General features: G+C 46.2%; 24 protein-coding genes. 10 read left to right on the plus strand and 14 right to left on the minus strand.

The features are described 5' to 3' along the window. The first annotated feature begins 1 nt into the window (after window position 1). Complete coding sequence (locus ICN46_RS09485) at window positions 2–277, plus strand: hypothetical protein (protein WP_216207870.1); 276 nt, start codon at window positions 2–4, stop codon at window positions 275–277. Here ICN46_RS09485 and ICN46_RS09490 read toward each other — a convergent pair whose 3' ends face one another. Both ICN46_RS09490 and ICN46_RS09495 read right to left on the minus strand, forming a co-directional pair. Next, entirely contained in the window at window positions 278–988 is a 711-nt protein-coding gene (locus ICN46_RS09490; RefSeq protein WP_216207872.1) for an ATP-binding cassette domain-containing protein, read from the minus strand. Beyond that, a complete protein-coding gene (locus ICN46_RS09495) occupies window positions 981–1,676 on the minus strand; it encodes an ABC transporter permease (protein ID WP_216207874.1) in 696 nt (231 codons plus the stop codon). The genes ICN46_RS09490 and ICN46_RS09495 overlap by 8 nt, the downstream gene beginning before the upstream one ends. A gap of 66 nt (window positions 1,677–1,742) precedes the next feature. Between ICN46_RS09495 and ICN46_RS09500 the strand changes: the two genes are divergently transcribed. Genes ICN46_RS09500 through cls form a run of 3 tightly spaced genes read left to right on the plus strand, consistent with a single transcriptional unit; the run spans window position 1,743 to window position 4,163 of the window. Further along, window positions 1,743–1,937 (plus strand): hypothetical protein, encoded by a 195-nt coding sequence (locus tag ICN46_RS09500; RefSeq protein WP_216207877.1) that lies wholly within the window; start codon window positions 1,743–1,745, stop codon window positions 1,935–1,937. Window position 1,938: 1 nt separating this feature from the next. Continuing rightward, a complete protein-coding gene (locus tag ICN46_RS09505) occupies window positions 1,939–2,694 on the plus strand; it encodes an endonuclease/exonuclease/phosphatase family protein (RefSeq protein WP_216207880.1) in 756 nt (251 codons plus the stop codon). After that, on the plus strand, window positions 2,691–4,163 hold the full coding sequence (gene cls / locus ICN46_RS09510) for a cardiolipin synthase (protein ID WP_216207883.1): 1,473 nt from the start codon (window positions 2,691–2,693) through the stop codon (window positions 4,161–4,163). Before ICN46_RS09505 ends, cls begins: the two co-directional genes overlap by 4 nt. Here the strand turns inward: cls and ICN46_RS09515 are convergent. Together ICN46_RS09515 and ICN46_RS09520 are read right to left on the minus strand one after the other, a co-directional pair. Beyond that, a complete protein-coding gene (locus tag ICN46_RS09515; protein ID WP_216207885.1) occupies window positions 4,160–5,353 on the minus strand; it encodes a CaiB/BaiF CoA transferase family protein in 1,194 nt (397 codons plus the stop codon). The genes cls and ICN46_RS09515 overlap by 4 nt on opposite strands. 11 nt (window positions 5,354–5,364) lie before the next feature. After that, complete coding sequence (locus ICN46_RS09520; protein ID WP_216207887.1) at window positions 5,365–6,534, minus strand: acyl-CoA dehydrogenase family protein; 1,170 nt, start codon at window positions 6,532–6,534, stop codon at window positions 5,365–5,367. 124 nt (window positions 6,535–6,658) lie between these two features. Here ICN46_RS09520 and ICN46_RS09525 point away from each other — a divergent pair, with 124 nt between their 5' ends. Genes ICN46_RS09525 through ICN46_RS09535 form a run of 3 tightly spaced genes read left to right on the plus strand, consistent with a single transcriptional unit; the run spans window position 6,659 to window position 9,196 of the window. Then, window positions 6,659–7,864 carry a CaiB/BaiF CoA transferase family protein gene (locus ICN46_RS09525; protein ID WP_216207890.1) on the plus strand — a complete coding sequence of 402 codons (1,206 nt, stop codon included), beginning with the start codon at window positions 6,659–6,661 and terminating at the stop codon, window positions 7,862–7,864. Then, the gene (locus tag ICN46_RS09530; protein WP_216207893.1) at window positions 7,864–8,367 is read left to right on the plus strand and encodes a YqaA family protein; all 504 of its coding nucleotides are present in this window, start codon (window positions 7,864–7,866) and stop codon (window positions 8,365–8,367) included. The genes ICN46_RS09525 and ICN46_RS09530 overlap by 1 nt, the downstream gene beginning before the upstream one ends. A 52-nt stretch (window positions 8,368–8,419) precedes the next feature. Further along, window positions 8,420–9,196 (plus strand): 3-hydroxybutyrate dehydrogenase, encoded by a 777-nt coding sequence (locus ICN46_RS09535; RefSeq protein ID WP_216207896.1) that lies wholly within the window; start codon window positions 8,420–8,422, stop codon window positions 9,194–9,196. Between the two features lie 40 nt (window positions 9,197–9,236). Here the strand turns inward: ICN46_RS09535 and ICN46_RS09540 are convergent, their stop codons facing one another. Continuing rightward, window positions 9,237–10,220, minus strand: a complete 984-nt coding sequence (locus tag ICN46_RS09540) for a Bug family tripartite tricarboxylate transporter substrate binding protein (RefSeq protein ID WP_370625527.1) — start codon at window positions 10,218–10,220, stop codon at window positions 9,237–9,239. Between the two features lie 14 nt (window positions 10,221–10,234). Next, a complete protein-coding gene (locus ICN46_RS09545; RefSeq protein ID WP_216207903.1) occupies window positions 10,235–11,179 on the minus strand; it encodes a hydroxymethylglutaryl-CoA lyase in 945 nt (314 codons plus the stop codon). 123 nt (window positions 11,180–11,302) lie between these two features. Here ICN46_RS09545 and ICN46_RS09550 point away from each other — a divergent pair, with 123 nt between their 5' ends. Further along, window positions 11,303–11,896 (plus strand): urate hydroxylase PuuD, encoded by a 594-nt coding sequence (locus ICN46_RS09550; RefSeq protein WP_216207906.1) that lies wholly within the window; start codon window positions 11,303–11,305, stop codon window positions 11,894–11,896. Between the two features lie 90 nt (window positions 11,897–11,986). Here ICN46_RS09550 and ICN46_RS09555 read toward each other — a convergent pair whose 3' ends face one another. The 3 genes from ICN46_RS09555 to ICN46_RS09565 form a co-directional block, all read right to left on the minus strand. Continuing rightward, entirely contained in the window at window positions 11,987–13,153 is a 1,167-nt protein-coding gene (locus ICN46_RS09555; protein WP_255538827.1) for an NAD(P)/FAD-dependent oxidoreductase, read from the minus strand. Window positions 13,154–13,205: 52 nt separating this feature from the next. Continuing rightward, window positions 13,206–13,373: a rubredoxin gene (locus ICN46_RS09560; protein ID WP_216207909.1), complete on the minus strand. Its 168-nt coding sequence runs from the start codon at window positions 13,371–13,373 to the stop codon at window positions 13,206–13,208. Between the two features lie 62 nt (window positions 13,374–13,435). Continuing rightward, window positions 13,436–13,921: a rubrerythrin family protein gene (locus ICN46_RS09565; RefSeq protein WP_216207911.1), complete on the minus strand. Its 486-nt coding sequence runs from the start codon at window positions 13,919–13,921 to the stop codon at window positions 13,436–13,438. A 169-nt stretch (window positions 13,922–14,090) separates the two neighbouring features. Here ICN46_RS09565 and ICN46_RS09570 point away from each other — a divergent pair, with 169 nt between their 5' ends. Both ICN46_RS09570 and ICN46_RS09575 read left to right on the plus strand, forming a co-directional pair. Continuing rightward, window positions 14,091–15,035: a hydrogen peroxide-inducible genes activator gene (locus ICN46_RS09570; RefSeq protein ID WP_216207916.1), complete on the plus strand. Its 945-nt coding sequence runs from the start codon at window positions 14,091–14,093 to the stop codon at window positions 15,033–15,035. A gap of 69 nt (window positions 15,036–15,104) precedes the next feature. Beyond that, window positions 15,105–16,205 carry an alkene reductase gene (locus ICN46_RS09575; RefSeq protein WP_216207919.1) on the plus strand — a complete coding sequence of 367 codons (1,101 nt, stop codon included), beginning with the start codon at window positions 15,105–15,107 and terminating at the stop codon, window positions 16,203–16,205. A gap of 73 nt (window positions 16,206–16,278) precedes the next feature. Here ICN46_RS09575 and ICN46_RS09580 read toward each other — a convergent pair whose 3' ends face one another. The 5 genes from ICN46_RS09580 to ICN46_RS09600 form a co-directional block, all read right to left on the minus strand. Next, window positions 16,279–16,455 carry a hypothetical protein gene (locus ICN46_RS09580; RefSeq protein WP_216207922.1) on the minus strand — a complete coding sequence of 59 codons (177 nt, stop codon included), beginning with the start codon at window positions 16,453–16,455 and terminating at the stop codon, window positions 16,279–16,281. Between the two features lie 13 nt (window positions 16,456–16,468). After that, the gene (locus tag ICN46_RS09585; protein WP_216207925.1) at window positions 16,469–17,014 is read right to left on the minus strand and encodes a cytochrome b; all 546 of its coding nucleotides are present in this window, start codon (window positions 17,012–17,014) and stop codon (window positions 16,469–16,471) included. A gap of 78 nt (window positions 17,015–17,092) precedes the next feature. Then, entirely contained in the window at window positions 17,093–17,281 is a 189-nt protein-coding gene (locus tag ICN46_RS09590) for a hypothetical protein (RefSeq protein WP_216207928.1), read from the minus strand. Window positions 17,282–17,311: 30 nt separating this feature from the next. Beyond that, the gene (locus tag ICN46_RS09595) at window positions 17,312–17,980 is read right to left on the minus strand and encodes a bestrophin-like domain (RefSeq protein WP_216207934.1); all 669 of its coding nucleotides are present in this window, start codon (window positions 17,978–17,980) and stop codon (window positions 17,312–17,314) included. Window positions 17,981–18,110: 130 nt separating this feature from the next. Continuing rightward, entirely contained in the window at window positions 18,111–19,256 is a 1,146-nt protein-coding gene (locus ICN46_RS09600) for an alpha-hydroxy acid oxidase (RefSeq protein WP_216207936.1), read from the minus strand. Window positions 19,257–19,300 lie beyond the last annotated feature (44 nt).

The raw sequence follows: 19,300 nt of genomic DNA on the forward strand, positions 1-19,300 counted from the left end.
CATGAAAAAAATCATTGCTTTCACATTTTTTATATTTGCCAGTGCCGCATCATTTGCAGCATTGCCGCCTTTAACGCCTGAGGCTCAAGCCGCCGCCGATCTTGCTAAAGCGAAGGCAGCCTACGGAGATAAAGTTGGCGCCTTTCAGTTATGTCAAGCTCAAAACAGGGTGGCTGATCGCTTTAAGGTTGCTGGCACATCAGCTCCTGCGGCTTGTGTAGCACCACCTCCATTTGTTGCTCCTGTGGCTGCAGTACCCCCGCCAGCTGCTAAATAATTATTCAGTCAACAGCTCTTGATGTAGGTAGCGTTTAGTTGCTGCCGTTTGAGGGTTTGAGAAGAAAGGGCCTACGGGTCCTTTTTCTTTGATCTCGCCATCATCAATGAAGATGATGTATTGGGCAATTCTTTGAACTTGTGCAAGTTGATGAGAGGAAAAAATTACCTCGAAGCCTTGATTGGTGAATCCGCAAATCATGCGCTCTACCTGCTCGGTTGTATTGGGATCTAAATTAGCGGTGGGCTCGTCCAGTAACACGATATTGGGCTTTTGCAAAATAGCTCTGCCAAGGCATAGCTTTTGTCTTTCTCCTGCAGATAGCTTATGCGCGGGACTATCGGCAAGGCGGGTTAAGTCAGTCTGCTCAAGAATTGCGTTGATTTGCTCTGCCGTAATACTGGGGTCTGCGTCCGTCGCTATACAAAGATTGCTGCGAGTCGAGGCCTTTATCATGGGTGTGTGATGCAAAACTAAAGCGGTTTTTGCGGGCAAAAACGAGAAGGTTACAGTGCCATAGTCAGGAGACAATAAACCAGCCAGCAACTTGAGTAGGGTAGTCTTCCCTGCACCATTGGGTCCAATGCAGGCAATAATCCGATCGGCGGGGATGATGGCATATGGAATATTAAGAATGACCCTGTCATCTCGCTTGACGACCACATCCTTGAGTTCTATGAATTTACTAAATTGCTCACTCTGATTAACCATAGCGACGCTCTGCAATTTGACGAACAGCAAAAGTAAATAGGTTAGCCAGCAGGACAATCAGCAGCAGAATGATCCCAAGAGCTAAGGCAAGGGGAAGATCCCCTTTGCTCGTTTCAAGGGCGATAGCAGTTGTCATGGTGCGGGTAGAGTGGTCAATGTTTCCCCCAACAATCATCACAGCTCCCACCTCAGAAATGGCCCTTGCTAAGCCAGCCAAAATGGCAATGCTCAACGAGAAGCGACAATCCCATATTAGCCATTTAAGGCAGGCTAGTCGCGGTAAGTGCAGGGCGAGGAATGAGTCCCTGTGAATGCGCCAGGAGTCTTCCAGTATTTGACGGCTTAGGGCGGCAATTAAGGGGGTTGTCAGCAGTGTTTGGGCAATGATCATACCCTTAGCGGTAAAAAGCCATCCCCATGATCCTAAAGGCCCTGAGCGGGATAGGAGGAGGTAGACCAGCACGCCAACAATCACCGTTGGTACCCCCATGAGGGTATTTAAGGTGACAATGATCCCTTTTTTGCACTTAAATTCTTCCGTTGCAAGGAGAGCCCCCAAGGGGAGTCCTAATATGGTTCCGAAGAGTAATGCTGTCAGGCTGACCTGAAGGGATACTAAAACGATTCCCAGTACACCGCCGTCTAGATGGGCTAAAAGTAGGAGGGCGTCTTGAAAGGCAATAAGCATGCGCTCGATTTTATCAAGGGGATGGCAAAATAGCTCTAATGCAATTAACTATTCAAATTATTACTAATGGCTGAGGTGATTTGCCTATGCAATGAAGTCTGGGATCTCGATTTGCGTGAGTACCTAGATTCACATCCTATTAGCTCTATTGAGGAGTTGCGGGAGCAGGCGTCTATTTGCAATAAGTGTATGCAATGTCAGGATTTGGTTGAGGGTGAAATTTATCAGGCGCGCATGAGACGTCAGCAAGCGCAGGGATAGTATGACGCCCTTAAATTCGCTTAGACGGTTTAGTGTGATGACGATGAATGTTCATAAGGGCTTATCACCCTTACAGCGCCAGTCAACCATTTATCAGTTGCGCCAAAAAATGAGGGCGCAACATCCCGATCTACTTTTTTTGCAAGAGTTACAGCAAGAGCATCGCGGTAGGATAAGGCGATTTGGTCAATGGCCGACTAGTGAATTAACCCATTTCCTGTCGGAGGATTTTTGGCACCATTGGCATTACGGGAAAAATGTTGAGTACCCTGATGGACATCATGGCAACGCTATTCTGTCGAGACTGCCGCTGCATAAGGGAAGGAATTACGATATTTCTGCATATCGCTTTGAGAGGCGCGGTTTATTGCATAGCGTGACTTATCTTGAGGGCTCCTCTAAACCCATTCATTGTTTTTGTGTGCATCTTGCATTGTTTGAGGGCGGGCGGGAGCGTCAGCTCGCAGAAATTATTCGGCATATTAATAGCTTGGCGGTAAATGGTCCGGCAATCGTGGCGGGTGACTTTAACGATTGGAGAAATCGCATTAGTGCTCCGATGAAAGAGGCGGGGTTTGACGAGGTTTTTGAAGTGCTAACTGGCTCACCAGCAAAGACTTTTCCCAGTATTAAGCCTATGCTAGCAATGGATAGAATCTACGTGCGCGGACTAAAAATTCATTCCGTCGATATCTTGCATGAATGGCTTAAATTATCTGATCACTTAGGCATTACTGCAGAACTGGAGCTCCTGTGAATGATTTGTTAGGTTTCTTTTTTTCATCCTCTCAAAGTGTTAGCTGGATTTTATTAGCCCACTTTTTGGTAGTCACCTTATTTATCACAGTGATTATTTCAGTGAGGCGGCCAGTAGGCGTTGCTTTTGCATGGATTTTTATCGTGATGACTTTTCCCTTGCTGGGAATCGGCTTGTATATCCTCATTGGTGAACGTCCTGTGGGCCGTAGTCTCATGCGCAAAATTGAGCGTATGAGTAAAGACTATGTTTTGCTTACTGAAAAAATGCGCCAAAGGTTTTTAGATGATCGCCAGCATCTACCTTTGGAGGGTAGGGCCTTAAGTCTTTTAGCTGAATCCCAAAATGGCTCGCCTGCAATCGCAGGTAATCAGATTGAGTTGTATACGAACTCATTAGAAATTTTGCAAAAGTTTATTGATGCGATTAATGGCGCTAAAAAAAGCTTACATCTGGAGTTCTACATCTGGGCCTTGGGTGGAGATGCTGACCGTGTTGGAGAGGCATTGATAGCCGCTGCCCAACGCGGGGTAGCCTGTCGAGTCTTATTGGATTCATTGGGTAGCAAGGATTGGCTCAAATCAAAGTGGCCAAAGCGCTTTAGAAATGCAGGGATTGCAATCACTGAGGCTCTACCGATTCAAATTGGCCGTTTTCAGTTTCGTCGTGCCGATATTCGTCTCCACCGAAAAATATTTGTGATTGATGGCGTTGTGGCCTGGACCGGTAGTATGAATATGGTTGATCCACGCACTTTTAAGCAAGACTCTGGGGTAGGCGAGTGGGTTGATGCATTAGTGAGAATTGAGGGGCCAGTAGTTTCTCAGTTTGATCTCACATTTCTTTTCGATTGGAGCGTTGCAACTGCTGGTATTCGGAAATTTAACGAACCTAACCTTGATATCCCTGCTCCAGCTGGAGAGGCATTGGCTCAGGAATTTGCCTCTGGACCTGTTTATCGCGATGATATTTTGTATCAAGTATTGCTTTCGGCAATCATGGATGCGCGTGAAGAACTTACCATCACTACCCCGTATTTTGGGCCTGATGATGGTCTGATTCAGGCTCTAATGGCAGCAGCCAATCGAGGGGTGAAGGTGACTTTGATTGTTCCTAAGCTCAATGACTCAACTTTAGTAGCTTGGAGTAGTCGGAGTATGTATGGCGATCTATTGAATGCTGGAGTCAATATCGCCGAGTTTCATGGTGGCCTCTTGCACACCAAGAGCATGTTGATTGATAAACGTATTGCAATCTTTGGATCCGTTAATTTTGATCAGCGTAGTTTGCGTTTGAACTTCGAGATTAGTTTAATTGTTTATAACGAAGTTTTTTGCAAAAAACTGGAAAAGCTTGTTGAGGTGTATTTGGGGCAGTCTGATTTTGTTAATCCAGAGGCTTGGTCGAAAAAGCCACGGTGGCGCACGTTGCTAGAAAATGCAGCCCACTTGGCTTCGCCACTCCTTTAAATTGCTTGACTGTTGGCCATACTCTGAATCTGTTCTTCACTAAGGCCAATTTCAGAGAGGATATCGTGGGTATGCTCACCTACAGCAGGAATGGCATCCATCCGGTATTCATAGCTATCATTCGAGCCCGGGGGTAACAGCGCCGGAATCTGACCTGCTGGAGTATCGACATTGACCCAGCGATTACGAGCTTTGAGTTGATCATGCTTCCAAAGCCCCGCCATATCATTCAGGCGAGCGTTGGCAATTTGTGCTTTTTCTAATTTTTCAATGACTTGCTCAGTAGTTAGCTTACTGAAGCAGTCATCAATTATTGCGAGAAGTGCCTCGCGTTTTTCATTGCGTTTGAAGTTTTGGTTAAAGCGCTCATCTTTTCCTAAGGCGACATTCTCTAAAACGACTTCGCAGAATTGAACCCACTCACGTTCATTTTGCAAGCCAAGCATAACTGTCCCGCCATCGCCTGCCTTAAAGGGGCCATAAGGATAGATGGTGGCGTGCGATGCTCCGTTTCTGGGTGGCGGTTCGGCGCCATCAAAGGCGTAATACATTGGAAAACTCATCCACTCACTCAGAGATTCCAGCATCGAAACATCAATCACCGAACCCTTCCCTGTTTTGGCTCTTTGCAAAATAGCAGCAAGAATATTGGTATAGGCATACATGCCCGCAGCAATATCCGCTATTGAGTTGCCCGATTTGCTTGGGGTTTCTGGTGTGCCGGTGACTGATAAAAAGCCCGCTTCACTTTGAATCAGCAGGTCATAGGCTTTTTTATCTCGGTAAGGCCCATCGTTGCCATAGCCAGAAATATCGCACAAAATAAGCCCGGGATTTTCTTTATGCAAGGCCTCGGGAGTTAGTCCCATGCGCGTAGCTGCGCCGGGCGCTAAGTTTTGGACTAAGACATCAGCGGTCTTGAGTAAAATTTTGAGGGCTGCCATGGCAGATGGTTGTTTTAGGTCTAGTGTCAAACTTTCTTTCGAGCGATTCACCCAGACAAAATGGGAGCAAAGCCCGTTTACTTGTTTATCGTAAGCGCGAGCAAAGTCACCTAAACCTGGGCGCTCAACTTTAATAACGCGCGCTCCCAGATCTGCTAGTTGGCGCGTGCAAAAGGGGGCAGCGATCGCATGCTCTAAAGAGACCACGGTAATCCCGTCAAGTGGGCGAACCTGTTTTGATGTCATATCAGAGACTCTTAGAAGGATCTTGGTAGGCCAAGAATATGCTCAGCGATGTAAGAGTAAATTAAATTAGTCGAGATTGGCGCCACTTGATAAAGTCGCGTTTCTCTAAATTTTCTCTCCACATCATATTCATTGGCAAAACCGAAACCACCATGCGTTTGTAGGCAGACATTAGCTGCTTCCCATGATGCTTTAGCTGCAAGATACTTGGCCATATTTGCCTCTGCACCACAAGGCTGATTATTATCGAATAATTCACAAGCTTTGAAGCGCATCAGATTTGCAGCTTCAGTTTCAATATAAGAGTCCGCTATTGGAAATTGCACCCCTTGATTTTTTCCAATCGGGCGGTCAAAGACCACGCGATCATTTGCATAGCGGCGTGCACGGTCAACGAACCAGTAAGCATCGCCAATACATTCAGCTGCAATCAGGGCACGCTCCGCATTAAGGCCATCCAAGATATATTTAAATCCCTGACCCTCTTGACCAATTAAGTTCTCAACTGGAATTTCTAGGTTATCAAAGAAAACTTCATTTGTTTCGTGATTGACCATATTGGCAATTGGCGAGATTTCCATGCCCTTGCCAAGAGCATCTTTTAAATTCACGATGAAAATAGACATGCCCTCAGATTTTTTCTTTACTTCAGCTAGTGGGGTAGTACGGGCTAATAAAATCATCAGGTCCGAATGCTGAATTCGAGAGATCCAAACCTTTTGACCGTTGACAATGTAGTTGTCACCCTGCTTAACGGCCATAGTTTTTAATTTGGTTGTGTCGGTACCCGTTGTAGGTTCAGTTACCGCCATTGATTGCAAGCGCAATTCTCCGGTAGCAATTTTTGGTAAGTACATTTTCTTTTGGGCCTCAGAGCCATGTCGCAATAGGGTGCCCATGTTGTACATTTGACCATGGCAAGAACCAGCATTACCACCTGAGAAATTAATTTCTTCCATAATGACGGAAGCTTCTGCAAGTCCGAGTCCAGAGCCGCCATATTCTTCGGGAATGAGTGCTGCCAACCATCCCGCTTGCGCCATGGCGTCTACAAAAGCCTCTGGGTAGGTACGCTCATGATCTATTTTTTGCCAATAGGCAGAGTCAAAGCTGCCGCATAGGTCTCGTAATGCCTCACGCATATCTTGATATTGGTCTGGCTTGGGAATGGGGTGGTTCATTAAAGTCTCTATGGTTATGATCTAAGGCGTATTACGGGTTTTTACCAATAGTTTAAGCAAGTTTCTGAAATCCGTGAAAATAACGGATTAAGATAAAAAACCAAACATGAGACTTTGAAAAAATATGGATTTGAAGCCACGACAGATACTTTCCGGGATTAAAGTTTTGGAGCTGGGGCAATTGATTGCTGGCCCCTTTGCATCAAAGACCTTAGCTGATTTTGGTGCTGAAATCATCAAGGTCGAATCTCCGGGCGAAGGGGATCCTCTGCGTAAATGGCGCATGCTTCACAACGGCACTTCCGTATGGTGGCAAGCACACTCGCGTAACAAGCAGTCAATCTGTTTAGATTTGCGTGTCAAGGAAGGGCAAGAAATTGCTCGTCGCTTAGCGCTCGAGGCAGATATTGTCATTGAGAACTTTCGCCCAGGCACTCTAGAAAAGTGGGGTCTGGGTTGGGAGGAGTTGCATCAGGCAAATTCTAAGCTCATCATGCTGCGTATTTCTGGTTATGGCCAGGATGGTCCAAAGCGTGATGAGCCTGGTTTTGCGGCAATTGGTGAGGCGATGGCAGGTTTGCGCTACATCACTGGTCATCCCAATGAAATACCTGTAAGAGCCGGAGTATCTTTGGGCGATACCATTGCTGGCTTACATGGGGCCTTGGGTGTGCTGCTTGCTCTATATGAGCGCGATGCTCGTGGCGGTGAAGGTCAAATGATTGACGTTGCCCTGTACGAGTCTATTTTCAATTTGACGGAGAGCTTGCTGCCTGAGTATTCAGTGTTTGGAGCTATTCGCCAGCCTGCTGGTGGGGCTTTACCTGGAATTGCACCATCAAATGCTTATCGATGTGGTGATGGTCAATATGTTCTGATTGCTGGTAATGGGGACTCCATTTTCAAGCGTCTGATGGCTTTAATTGGCCGAACAGATCTGGGTGAAGACCCGAGCTTGGCTCAGAACGATGGACGCGCAAAGAGGGTGGTAGAAATAGATGCGGCGATTAATGCGTGGACTGTCACGCTGGGTTTGGATGAGGTCTTAAAAGGGTTGATTAAAGCTCAAGTACCCTCTGGAAAAATTTATACCGCTAAGGATATTGCTGAAGATCCCCATTACCAGGCTCGAGGCGTTATCGAAAGTGTTGAGAGCGCCGATGGTCTCAAAGTTCAGGTGCCAGGAATTATTCCTAAGCTGTCTCAAAATCCTGGTGTGATTCGACATCGAGCCCCCACCTTGGGGGAGCATACTGATGAGATCATGAGGTCCGCCGGTTTAACTCAAGAACAAATTGCGATTCTCAAAAAATCTGGGGTTCTAGCTTAATGGATCAGATGCTGCAGCATTTCTTCGGCTGGTTTGGAATGCCATCGATTGGTTTGCCAGCAGTTTTTATTAGTTCCTTTGTTTCTGCAACGCTTTTGCCTATAGGGTCGGAGCCAATTTTATTTGGCTACATCACAGTCAATCCCCATCTATATTGGATAGCAATTTTGATTGCCACTGTAGGCAATACGCTGGGAGGGATGTTTGATTGGTGGCTGGGCTTACTCGCTCACGGCAAACTAAAGACGCTAAAAGGTCCGCAAAATGACCGTGTAAAAGTTTGGCTAGAGCAGCACGGACCCAAGGTACTACTTTTATCCTGGTTGCCTGGCGTGGGTGACCCGTTATGCTTGGCTGCTGGATGGTTACGCCTAGCATGGGCGCCTTGTTTGATTTACATGTTTTTTGGCAAGCTCATGCGCTACCTCACCATGACATGGCTACTCACGCTAGTGCCTGATAGTATTTGGCACCAAATAGGACATTTCCTGCATTTAATTTAATGATCTGAAGCTGTATCCTATATTTTTTGAAACTCTATTAGAGGGTATTGATATGTCCACATTAAAAGGTAAAACAGCCCTAGTGACCGGCTCAACTAGCGGTATCGGATTGGGCATGGCAATTGCATTGGCAAAACAGGGCGCCAATATTATGTTGAATGGCTTTGGCGAGAAAGATGTCGCCATTGCGAAAATTAAAGCATGTGGTGTTGAAGTGGATTACCACGGTGCCGATATGAGTAAACCTGTAGAGATTGAAGATCTCATCAAGCAAACCGATAAACGTTTTGGTTCGCTTGATATTTTGGTGAACAATGCGGGCATTCAATACACGGCAAATGTCGAAGATTTCCCTGCGGACAAATGGGATGCAATTATTGCTATCAATTTAAGTTCCGCATTTCATACAAGTCATCACGCACTCCCCGGTATGAAAAAACGGAATTGGGGTCGCATTATTAATATTGCTTCAGTACATGGTCTAGTGGGGTCCACTCAAAAGGCAGCCTATATCGCAGCCAAGCATGGCATTGTGGGTTTAACTAAGGTGATAGCACTTGAAAATGCTCGTACAGGTATTACTTGTAATGCAATTTGTCCCGGCTGGGTGTTAACCCCCTTGGTGCAACAACAAGTTGATGCCAGAGCTGAGCGCGAACACATTTCTAATGACGCTGCAAAGATTGCATTGCTATCTGAGAAACAACCTTCTGGTGAATTTGTAACGACAGAACAACTTGCAGCTCTAGCGGTGTTTCTCTGTGGAGCCGATGCCTCAGAGGTGAGGGGGGTTGCTTGGAATATGGACGGAGGCTGGACTGCCCAGTAAGTTTTACCCAGCCCCTAATTAAAAGATCCTCGACTGATTTTTACTCGTCGGTGATTTTTCTGTCGCTAATAATTTTTGCCCAGGTGGTAGATTGACTGGCTATGTATTTGGCCAGCTCTTCGCGCGATCCTGGGTTTGGCGCTAAGCCATGTTCCGCCAATAGCTTGCTTGTTGCTTTATCGGTTAATACTGCAACTAGCGCTTTATTCCATTTATCTAGAATAACTTCTGGAGTTTTTCCAGGTGCCACAAATGCGTACCAGTTAGTTGCATCAAAGCCTGGATATCCAGATTCTGCGATCGTTGGAACATTCGGCAGGCTTGTGCTGCGCTTTAGGCCGGTAGAGGCGATCGGAATGAGTTGGCCGCTTTTAATATAGGGCTCAGACGTAGAAATGGTTGAGTAGTAGCCAGAAACTCTGCCGCCTAATAAATCAACCATTGCTGGGCTTCCACCTTTATATGGGACGTGTACTGTATCGATATCAGCTCGCACGTTAAGTAGCTCCCCCTGAAGGTGCGAGGCAGATCCTGATCCAGTTGATGCAAAAGTGATTTGCCCAGGTTTCTTTTTTGCAAGGGCAATAAACTCTTTGAGGTTCTTTACGCCTAAGCTCGGCGTGACTACTAGTACGTTTGGAAAATTCATTCCCATTGTCAGCGGCGCCAAATCTTTTTGTGGGTCGTATGTCAATTTCATGAGGTGAGGGGCAATCGAAAGTGGCCCTATCGAGCCAAGCAGGATGAGTGAGCCATCGGTTGGGCCTGTGGCTGTATATGCATGGGCAATATTACCGCCCGCACCTGGCTTATTGTCGACGATCACATTTTGACCAAGATCCTCGCTTAACTTTTTTGCAATAATTCTGGCGGCATTATCAGACGCGCCACCCGCTGCGAATCCAACCACCATGGTGATTGTTTTCTTGGGTGGAAATTCTTGCGCATTGGCAGGTAAATAAACACTTAAAAAAGTGATGGCGATAGCAGTGGTGGATTTGAGGAATAAGCCTAGTTTCATGATCTTGTCTCTGTGTTTTAGATTTGACACGGTGCCGTATAAGTTCGATCTACTTTACCAGCCATTAGCAATTGACTGGGCAAAGTTCTCCCCACTATTTTCTGGAGATCAGAAGAGCATTCCAGAAGTGTGTCGATTTTCATATGAGTGTTTAAGCCCATCAGATCAAGCATATGCACCAACTCTTCAGTGCAGATGTTGCCCGTGGCCCCAGGGGCATACGGACAGCCGCCCAAGCCACCAAGCGAAGCATCAAAACGGTCTATACCACTATTGATTGCTGCAAGCGCATTGGCAAGACCCATGCCGCGGGTGTTATGAAAGTGCAGCGTCCATTGCAAATTGGGATGTTTGGCCTGAGCCATTTCACACACTTGTTGGACTTGGGTTGGGTTGGCCATTCCGGTGGTATCGCAAATCGTTATCCCACGAATGCCTTTTTCTGCAAAGCGCTCGATCCAGTGCATTAATTCAGCTAACGGCGTGAAGCCAGACATAGGGCAGCCAAAACTGGTGGATAAAGAGATATTGACTGCAGTTTTGCTAGAGTGAGCAAGTTCAATTACAGAGCTCAAAGCCTTAAAGGAATCTTCGCGACCCATTTTCAAGTTTGCTTGATTGTGGGCTTCGCTGACCGACATAACTAAATTGAATTCATCTACACCAACAGCAATAGCTCGCTCCGCACCCCTTAGATTCGGAATTAAAACGGTGTACTCCACTCCTGGGACTCGGTTGATGCCTTGCATCACTGCCTCAGCATCGGCCAACATGGGAATAGCCTTGGGGCTAGTAAATGAGGTCACCTCAATTTTGGAGTAACCAGCCTCGCTCAGCCGATCTATGAGGGCAATCTTTTCCGTGGTTGGAATAAAGTCTTTTTCAGCCTGGAATCCATCGCGCGTGACCACTTCCTGAATATAAATTCGTTTGTTGGGGGTGGGGCTTACTTGGCTGTTCATATAGGTCTTTTAAGTAGGCTAAATAGCTATTTTAAGTAAGAATGCCTCATTTTGGCTCAGATAAACAAAAACAGCAGAATCGTTTATAGTAAGACCGCATTCATATATATAGGAGATCCTCACATGGCTTCAATTTTGACCTCATTGGGACGCACGGTTTTAGCAGGTTTTGTGCTTCTCATTTTGATTATTTTGGCATTAGGCGGCAACTTTAGCGCCTCAGAATTACCGTTTGTTTTCCGCTGGTTACACGTGATGTTTGGCGTTATGTGGATTGGTTTGCTCTGGTACTTCAATTTTGTCCAGATCCCATCCATGCCAAAAATCCCTGACGAGCAAAAGCCAGCAATTGGCAAAGTGATTGCTCCAGCAGCATTGTTTTGGTTCCGTTGGGCAGCTTTATTGACTGTTTTAACTGGCTTGATCGTAGCCACATTGAATGGTTATGCCCATCAGGCATTCACATTACAAGCTCCGTTCCGCGCTATTGGTCTGGGTATGTGGATTGCTTTGGTCATGGCCTTCAACGTATGGTTCATTATTTGGCCAAATCAGAAACGTGCTCTTGGTATTGTGGCTGTAGATGCTGATGTCAAGGCAAAGTCTGCACGGGTTGCGATGCTGACTTCACGCTTGAATACATTACTTTCTATTCCAATGTTGTTTTTGATGGTTGCTCAGTCACACAACGCTACTTGGTTTGTAGTAGTTGTCTAATTAGTTGTTTAACTGGCTACTTATGCATTAAAGAAAAGGCCCGCATTGCGGGCTTTTTCTATTGCTATGCAGTGAAAAAACAGGCCCGACTTATAGCAGGGACGGTAATTCTTTTGTAAAGGCTCCGCGTTGAGCGCTTGCACTACCCATTAGCGCAAAGCCAAGTAGTTTGCCCTCAGTACTTTCAAAGCGGGCTTCTAGGCCGCCTTCCACTGGATTGATTTTCCAGGCGCCAATAGCATCTTTAGCGGGCGGTGACACAATAGTTGGTAAGGCAGGAGTCTTCACCATGACCGGCATTGCGGGGTAGTTCAGCGCTGTATCTTGACCCAGAAGGGTTGGGGCTAGGGCTCTGGCTGCTTGCATGATTGGCATCACGTACGGCAATACCAAGCCCTCAACCTCAGCGCAATCTCCCAGTGAGTAGACATTCTTAACGCTTGTTTCTAATTGGCGATTTACCTGAATACCAATCCCAGTTGCCAATCCAGTTGCTTTAGCCAAATCCAATCTTGGTCTTAATCCAACCGCCGAGAGAGCTACTTCGCACTGGATGGTATGGCCGTTTGCTAGGGTGACATGTAACTCGCCACCAATTCGCTCAATGGATTCGATGGTGGTGCCAAGATGCCAACGGACACCAGCGGCGCTGAGATGATTTTGTAACTCAAGAGATGCCTCTCTTGGAAGTATTCGGCTCAAGGCGTGTGGCGCCAAGTCAATCACATCAACTTCGTAACCACCTAATACCAAGTCATTGGCAAACTCACAGCCAATCAAGCCTGCTCCCAAAATGACAATCCTTTTTTTCTCGGCAATGGCTTGACGAAATTTTTTGTATTCCTCCAAGTCATTGACAGTGATAACCTCAGCTGCTGCATTACCTCGAAGTGGGAGGCGAATTTGATCGGCACCTAGAGCCAATACCAATTTACTGTAGATCAGCCTGCCTTTGTTGGTGGAAACTGTCTGCGCAACAGTATCTATATCACTAGCCTCAGTTTCACTCATGATGGTGATCTCTAGCTGTGCCGCCATTCCATCTTGAGGCGTGGAGATAAGTTGTGACGCTTCTTTCTTGCTTGCCAAGGCAGTCGAAAGCATCGGCTTCGAGTAAAAGTACCCTGGCTCGCGAGTGACTAGCGTGATCGGCACTGTTTTGTCTAATTTGCGGATTTCTCGAATAACGGTAAACCCAGCCAACCCACTGCCAATAATGACGATGGAGGGTTGGGATAGTTGCATATTTTGGTTCAAAGCTGGGCTCCTAAGAAATGCGTTCAACAGAAATTACTACCGATTAACTTGATTAGCCAATCTGCACCATTTCAAAGTCTGATTTGGCTACGCCACAGTCTGGGCATTCCCAATCTTCTGGAACATCAGCCCATGCGGTGCCAGGGGCGATCCCGTCCTCTGGGAGGCCTTTTGCTTCATCATAGATAAAGCCACATACGACACATTGCCAAGATTTCATCATCATTCCTTTATTCAATAGTGATTAGTTTAAATTTAATTTCGAATTCATTCTTTTGCTGCTTATTTAACGGCGAATGCTTTGGCTTTTTCCAAAGCCTTTTTGTAGTGATTAGCATGACGCTCTTCGACATTAGCCAGTGCTGCAAAGCGTTTGGCCGCCTTAGTCAATACCGCCTGAAACTGCTCAGCATGCTCCTTAGATTCAGCAATTTGCTCATCAATTTCCTGGATCGCGGCTGTATTGCCTTCTTCAACTGCCGTTTTCCGAAAGCTTGGGTACATTTCGGTGTACTCATAGGTTTCACCTTCAATCGCAATTTCTAAAGCGCGAGTTGGTGTAATGGTGCTGGCGGGGTAGAGTAAATCGAGGTGACCAAAGGCATGCATTACTTCTTGGTCAGCCGTTGCTTCAAAGATTTTTGCAGTCTCTTCGTCGCCAGCTGCCCGTGCCAACTTGGCAAAGTATCGATACTTAATATGAGCCATGGATTCACCAGCAAATGCAGACTCCAGATTTTGGATTGTTTTAATTTCAGGACGCGCCATTTTTGATTCCTCTGTATAAAGTTTAAAAATCCGTTCAATAGGAAGGGCGCCTGTTTCATGCCCTTTTACTCAACCATGGGATGGATTCTGAGCTTTAAATGGTTATCGGTCCAATGAATAATAATGATATTATTGATCGATATTTTAGATTAATAGACAATTCGATCAAATGGCCTATCTACCCTCATTAAGACAGCTTGGCTACTTTATAGCTCTTGCCAAAGAGTTGAACTTTACCCGTGCCGCAGAGGCTTGTTATGTGGGGCAATCCACCTTGAGCGCTGGATTAAAAGAGCTAGAAGAGGGCTTGGGGGTCCGATTGGTTGAGCGTGACCGGCAAAGCGTTTCGCTTACTCTGATTGGACTTGATGTTTTAGGGCGCGCTAAAGCCATTCTGGCTGCCTCTGAGGATTTGATGGACTTCGCTAGAGGGGCATCTAAGCCAATGACTGCCACGATTCGGTTGGGGGTTATTCCGACAATTGCTCCATTTTTATTGCCTACTGTTCTACCTGACATTCGGCAACGCTTCCCTGAGCTAAAGATTACTTTACGCGAAGATTTGACGGCCAACCTGCTAGCAAGACTTGCCGATCATCAATTGGATTTTGCTTTAATTGCCTTGCCTTACGACGTTCATGGTTTATTGGTTAGCGAATTATTTAATGATGAGTTTTGGTTGGTGGCTCGCGAGAATGACCCCGCCCTAAAAGGTAAGGAAGTGCATTTACCCGCCAAGATGGCAGAGAGGTTGCTATTACTGGAAGAGGGGCATTGCCTTCGTGACCATACTTTGCAGGCCTGCAAGAGAGCGGATGTTCGTAATGCGGAGGGGATGGAGGCTACTAGCCTACTGACATTACTGCAGATGGTGGAGTCAGGAATGGGAATTGCTTTGCTTCCAGAGATGGCTGTAAAAGGCGGTTTGCTTAATAGTACGGAGTTGCTGGCTCGGCCTTTGGCTGCGCCTGCTCCCAAAAGGGTTATTGCCTTAGTTACCCGATCTTCTTCCGCCCACCTTGAAGAGTTTCAGGCTCTATCTGATGCCATTCGAGAGCGTTTTGGGGCTAACTTAAGAATAAGTCGCGGTAAGCGTAAAGGAATTCGTGTGTGAGCAAAATTGCTGCAATCTTGCTACAGTCTTGCTTCGTGTTTATTTGCTTTATATAAAAGAAAGATGTTAATGTCCGGAAAAGAAATCATGTTTACTCCAGTCAAACTGGGCTCAATAGAGTTAAAGAATCGCCTCGTTATGGCGCCCTTAACCAGAATGCGTGCCGTGGCTGGTGATGTACCAAACCCCTTGGCAAAAATATATTACGCACAGCGTGCAAGTTCTGGCTTGATCATTACTGAGGCAACCCAGATTTCTGCCTTGGGCATGGGTTACCCTGCTACTCCAGGAATCTATTCACCCGAACAAACTGCTGCTTGGCAAGAAATTGTTGAGGCGGTACATGCAAAGCAAGGAGCAATCGTTGCTCAGCTTTGGCATGTGGGGAGAATTTCACACTCCTCTTTGCATCCTGAGCAGGGCTTACCGGTGGCGCCTTCCGCCATTGCACCCGCTGGCCAAACTTATGGCGCAGACTGGAAATTGCATGACTATGAAACCCCTAGAGCAATGACAGATGATGATATCGCCCGCCTACTTAAAGAGTATGAGTTGGCCGCAAAAAATGCAAAGGCAGCAGGTTTTGATGGCGTAGAAATACATGCGGCAAATGGCTATCTCTTGGATCAATTCTTGCAAGATGGCACAAATCAACGCACTGATCAATATGGTGGATCCATTGAGAATCGCATTCGATTGCTCAGCGAAGTAATAGAGACTGTTTCTGGAGTTTTTCCAAGTGATTGCATTGGTGTACGTCTTTCACCTTATGGCACATTCAATGACATGAGCGACAGTGACCCAGTTGCTTTATTTGGAAGCATCATCAATCGCTTAAATGCTTGCAACTTGGCCTATGTTCACATGATTGAGCCGCGTTCAACCAGTGCCGGCGGTAACGATCAGGTTAACCAGGGTGCGCCGATCACTTCAGAAATGTTCCGCAAAGCCTACAAGGGTAAATTTATTAGTGCCGGCGGATACGATCAAGCGATGGGCGAGCAAGTGCTTGAGGATGGTTTGGCTGATGCTGTCGCTTATGGTCGCTTATATATTTCGAATCCAGACTTGGCCGAGCGCTTTCAAAAGAATGCAGCATTAAACCCATATAACAGAGCAACATTCTATGGTGGAGCCGAAGTGGGCTATACCGACTACCCAAGTTTGTAATGAAGGGAGTCTGGTTGTAGTCACCCAGCCTTGGGTGACTAGCGGTGAGGTCATATTTCTGAGGGAATTGACCTCATTTTTTATTGTTAGGGGGGTCTAGTAAATCAAAGTGATTGGCAATAAGTAGCATGGCTACCGAAGCGCAGCCAAGGGCAAAGAATTGCCATTGGTGCAGGATTGCCGTGCCAACGACAGTTATCAGCGTTGTCCAGCCGACAGTGATTTTTGCTTTTTTGCTTAATGGTTTCATATTCTTCAAAGTCCTATTTTGTTTCAAGGTCAGATTTATTTAGCATTCGACGAAGTGTATCGTTTTTCAGGATGTAATGGTGCCACAAAGCAGCAAGAGCGTGGACGCCAACGAGGAAATAGATTGTATTGCCAAGCCATTCATGTAGTTCTTTGAATGTCTTCTTGAGCGAGGGGTCGGGGTTAATCATTTGGGGAAGTGTCCAGCTAAAGAAGTGGACATCTTTTCCGCCCGCCTGAAGAAATACCAATCCCATAATTGGGAGTGTTAGCAGCAAAAAATACAAAAGCCAATGCATTGCTTTATCTAGGACTCTAAATAGCGAGATGGTCCCAGGCTGTGTTGGAGCGCCATAGATCATGCGAATACCCAGACGCAATACCATGGCAACAAATATGAGCTGCCCTAAAAGACCGTGAATTGTTTTACAGAGCTCGCGGGGTTCACTCCCTTTGACAAACTGACCCTTTAGTTCAATTACAGCTAGCGCCCCAGCTACCAGCAAAAATACGAGCCAATGAAAGAAAATAGATAAGGGGTGATAGCGTTTGTTATACATGATGGGTTGAATTGATGTGCAACCATCATGATAGATAAGTCGATTGACAATGACTCTTTTGTGGTCATTGTGTAATGCCTAATTTGGCAATCTTGCTTTGGCGCTTAATTCATTTGCAGGGCCGCGTTTATCCAATTGAGAAAGTCTCAGAGCTTCTACTTCAAAATCAATTTGCGCTGGATGAAACTCATCATTTTCCAAATGAATCACATAGGTCCAAACTAAATCGCGACCACGATTTTTAAATACATCTACTACTCGTTTCATTTTTACCGCCCGTGAAGGTGCTATGTCGTTTTATTTTTCTGAAGTGCTGAGTTTGCCTGCACCATGTGGATTTAATGTATTTTTAAGTTGAAGTAAGTTGCGTGGCTCCACCCTGATGACGCCGCCTCTTGGACTATCAATATCGGCTATTAGGAAAAAAGAGACCGCAATGACAAAAGGAAAAATCATAAAGAGGGCGACATTATGCGTAAAGTTTCTCGCCCCAAAGCCTACTAAGAGATTGGCGCAAATCGCTATTGCCCCCATCAGCCCCCAGGCGGTGTAAGGTATTCGGTTCCACCAGGCAGCCTGGGTATAGCCGCGGGAGTTGAGGACATCATTCATGCCTGAGACGGCCAAAGCAAGCATTGCATGAGTTTGTGAACGGGCAAGTGGTAGAACTTCCTGCCAGAGCGCCGTTTCGAGATCATCAGTTCGTTTAGAAATTTCTTGCAGAGGCTCTTCGTTTTGTTCGGTATAAAACAGGATGCGCTGATCAAGGTAGCGCACTAAAAGTGCTTTGATTGCAGATGTTGAGTTTGAGGGTAGAAGGTCGGCACGCAGAAACTCGGTACCAATAGCATTTGCTTCTGCCTCTTCTAAAACTTCTCTTTGATCATGACGATCAATTGCCATTGAGAAGGTGAAGCCAATGATGAGCGCTAAAAGCGTCAATGTTGCAGTTTGAATAATTCCCAAATCGGAGGCGGTTTCGCTATCTTTCGTGCGGTATTTGCTGAGTGCTGCATTTCCAAACCAAACAGATGCTGAGCAAATTACCAGTGTGAGTGAAAAGGTAATGAAGGGGTGGTCAAGAATGTATTTAATTTTAAAAAGTCCCGGGATATAGAATATCTTTTGTGACGTTCTGAATATCACGATGACCCGTAAAAGCCATTGTGATATCCAATTCATTGTGAATGAGTTCTAGACATTTTGTCACTCCAGATTCTCCCATGGCGCCTAAGCCATATAGGAACGGGCGACCAATCAATGTGCCACGAGCTCCAAGAGCCCATGCTTTTAAAACATCTTGGCCGGAGCGGATGCCGCCATCCATCCAGACTTCAATATCTTTGCCAACGGTATCCACAATTCCGGGGAGTGCCTGAATGCTCGAAACTGCACCGTCTAGTTGCCGGCCTCCATGATTAGAGACAATCAAAGCATCGGCGCCAGAGTTTGCTGCTAAACGTGCATCTTCGCTATCTAGGATGCCTTTAATGATCAGTTTTCCGCCCCATAGTTTTTTGATCCACTCTACGTCTCCCCAGTTCAAACCTGGATCGAACTGCTCGGCAGTCCAGGATGAGAGTGAGGACATATTGCCTACGCCTGTGGCGTGTCCCACAATATTGCGGAAGGTTCTACGCGGTGTCATCGCCATACCAAGGCACCAGCGCGGCTTTGTGGCCATATTGATCATGTTTGCAAGGGTTAGCTTGGGAGGGGCTGATAAGCCATTCTTCAGATCTTTATGGCGTTGGCCCAAAATCTGTAAGTCAAGAGTGAGGACGAGGGCGGATACCTTAGCTGCTTTGGCCCGCTCAATTAGTCGTTCAATGAATCCACGATCTTTCATAACGTAGAGTTGAAACCAAAAGGGCTTAGTAGTTCGTTCGGCAACATCCTCGATAGAGCAGATACTCATGGTGGATAGGCAAAATGGCACTCCAAATCTCTCCGCCGCACGAGCCGCAAGGATTTCGCCATCGGCATGCTGCATGCCAGTAAGGCCGGTAGGTGCTAACGCAACAGGCATAGCCACTTCTTCGCCAACCATGGTGGTTTTAGTAGTGCGATTCGTCATATCTACTGCTACACGCTGGCGTAACTTGATTTTTTGAAAATCAGATTCATTAGCTCGATAGGTTGATTCGGTCCACGAGCCGGAATCAGCATAGTCATAAAACATCTTGGGAGTGCGTTTTTGATGAAGCACCCGTAGGTCTTCAATATTGGTGATGATCGCCACTGTTTATCCTTCTATTTGAGGTCATTTGTCTAGGCTTTGACCTA

It is taken from the genome of Polynucleobacter sp. Latsch14-2 (assembly GCF_018881925.1).
Classification (GTDB): Bacteria; Pseudomonadota; Gammaproteobacteria; order Burkholderiales; family Burkholderiaceae; genus Polynucleobacter.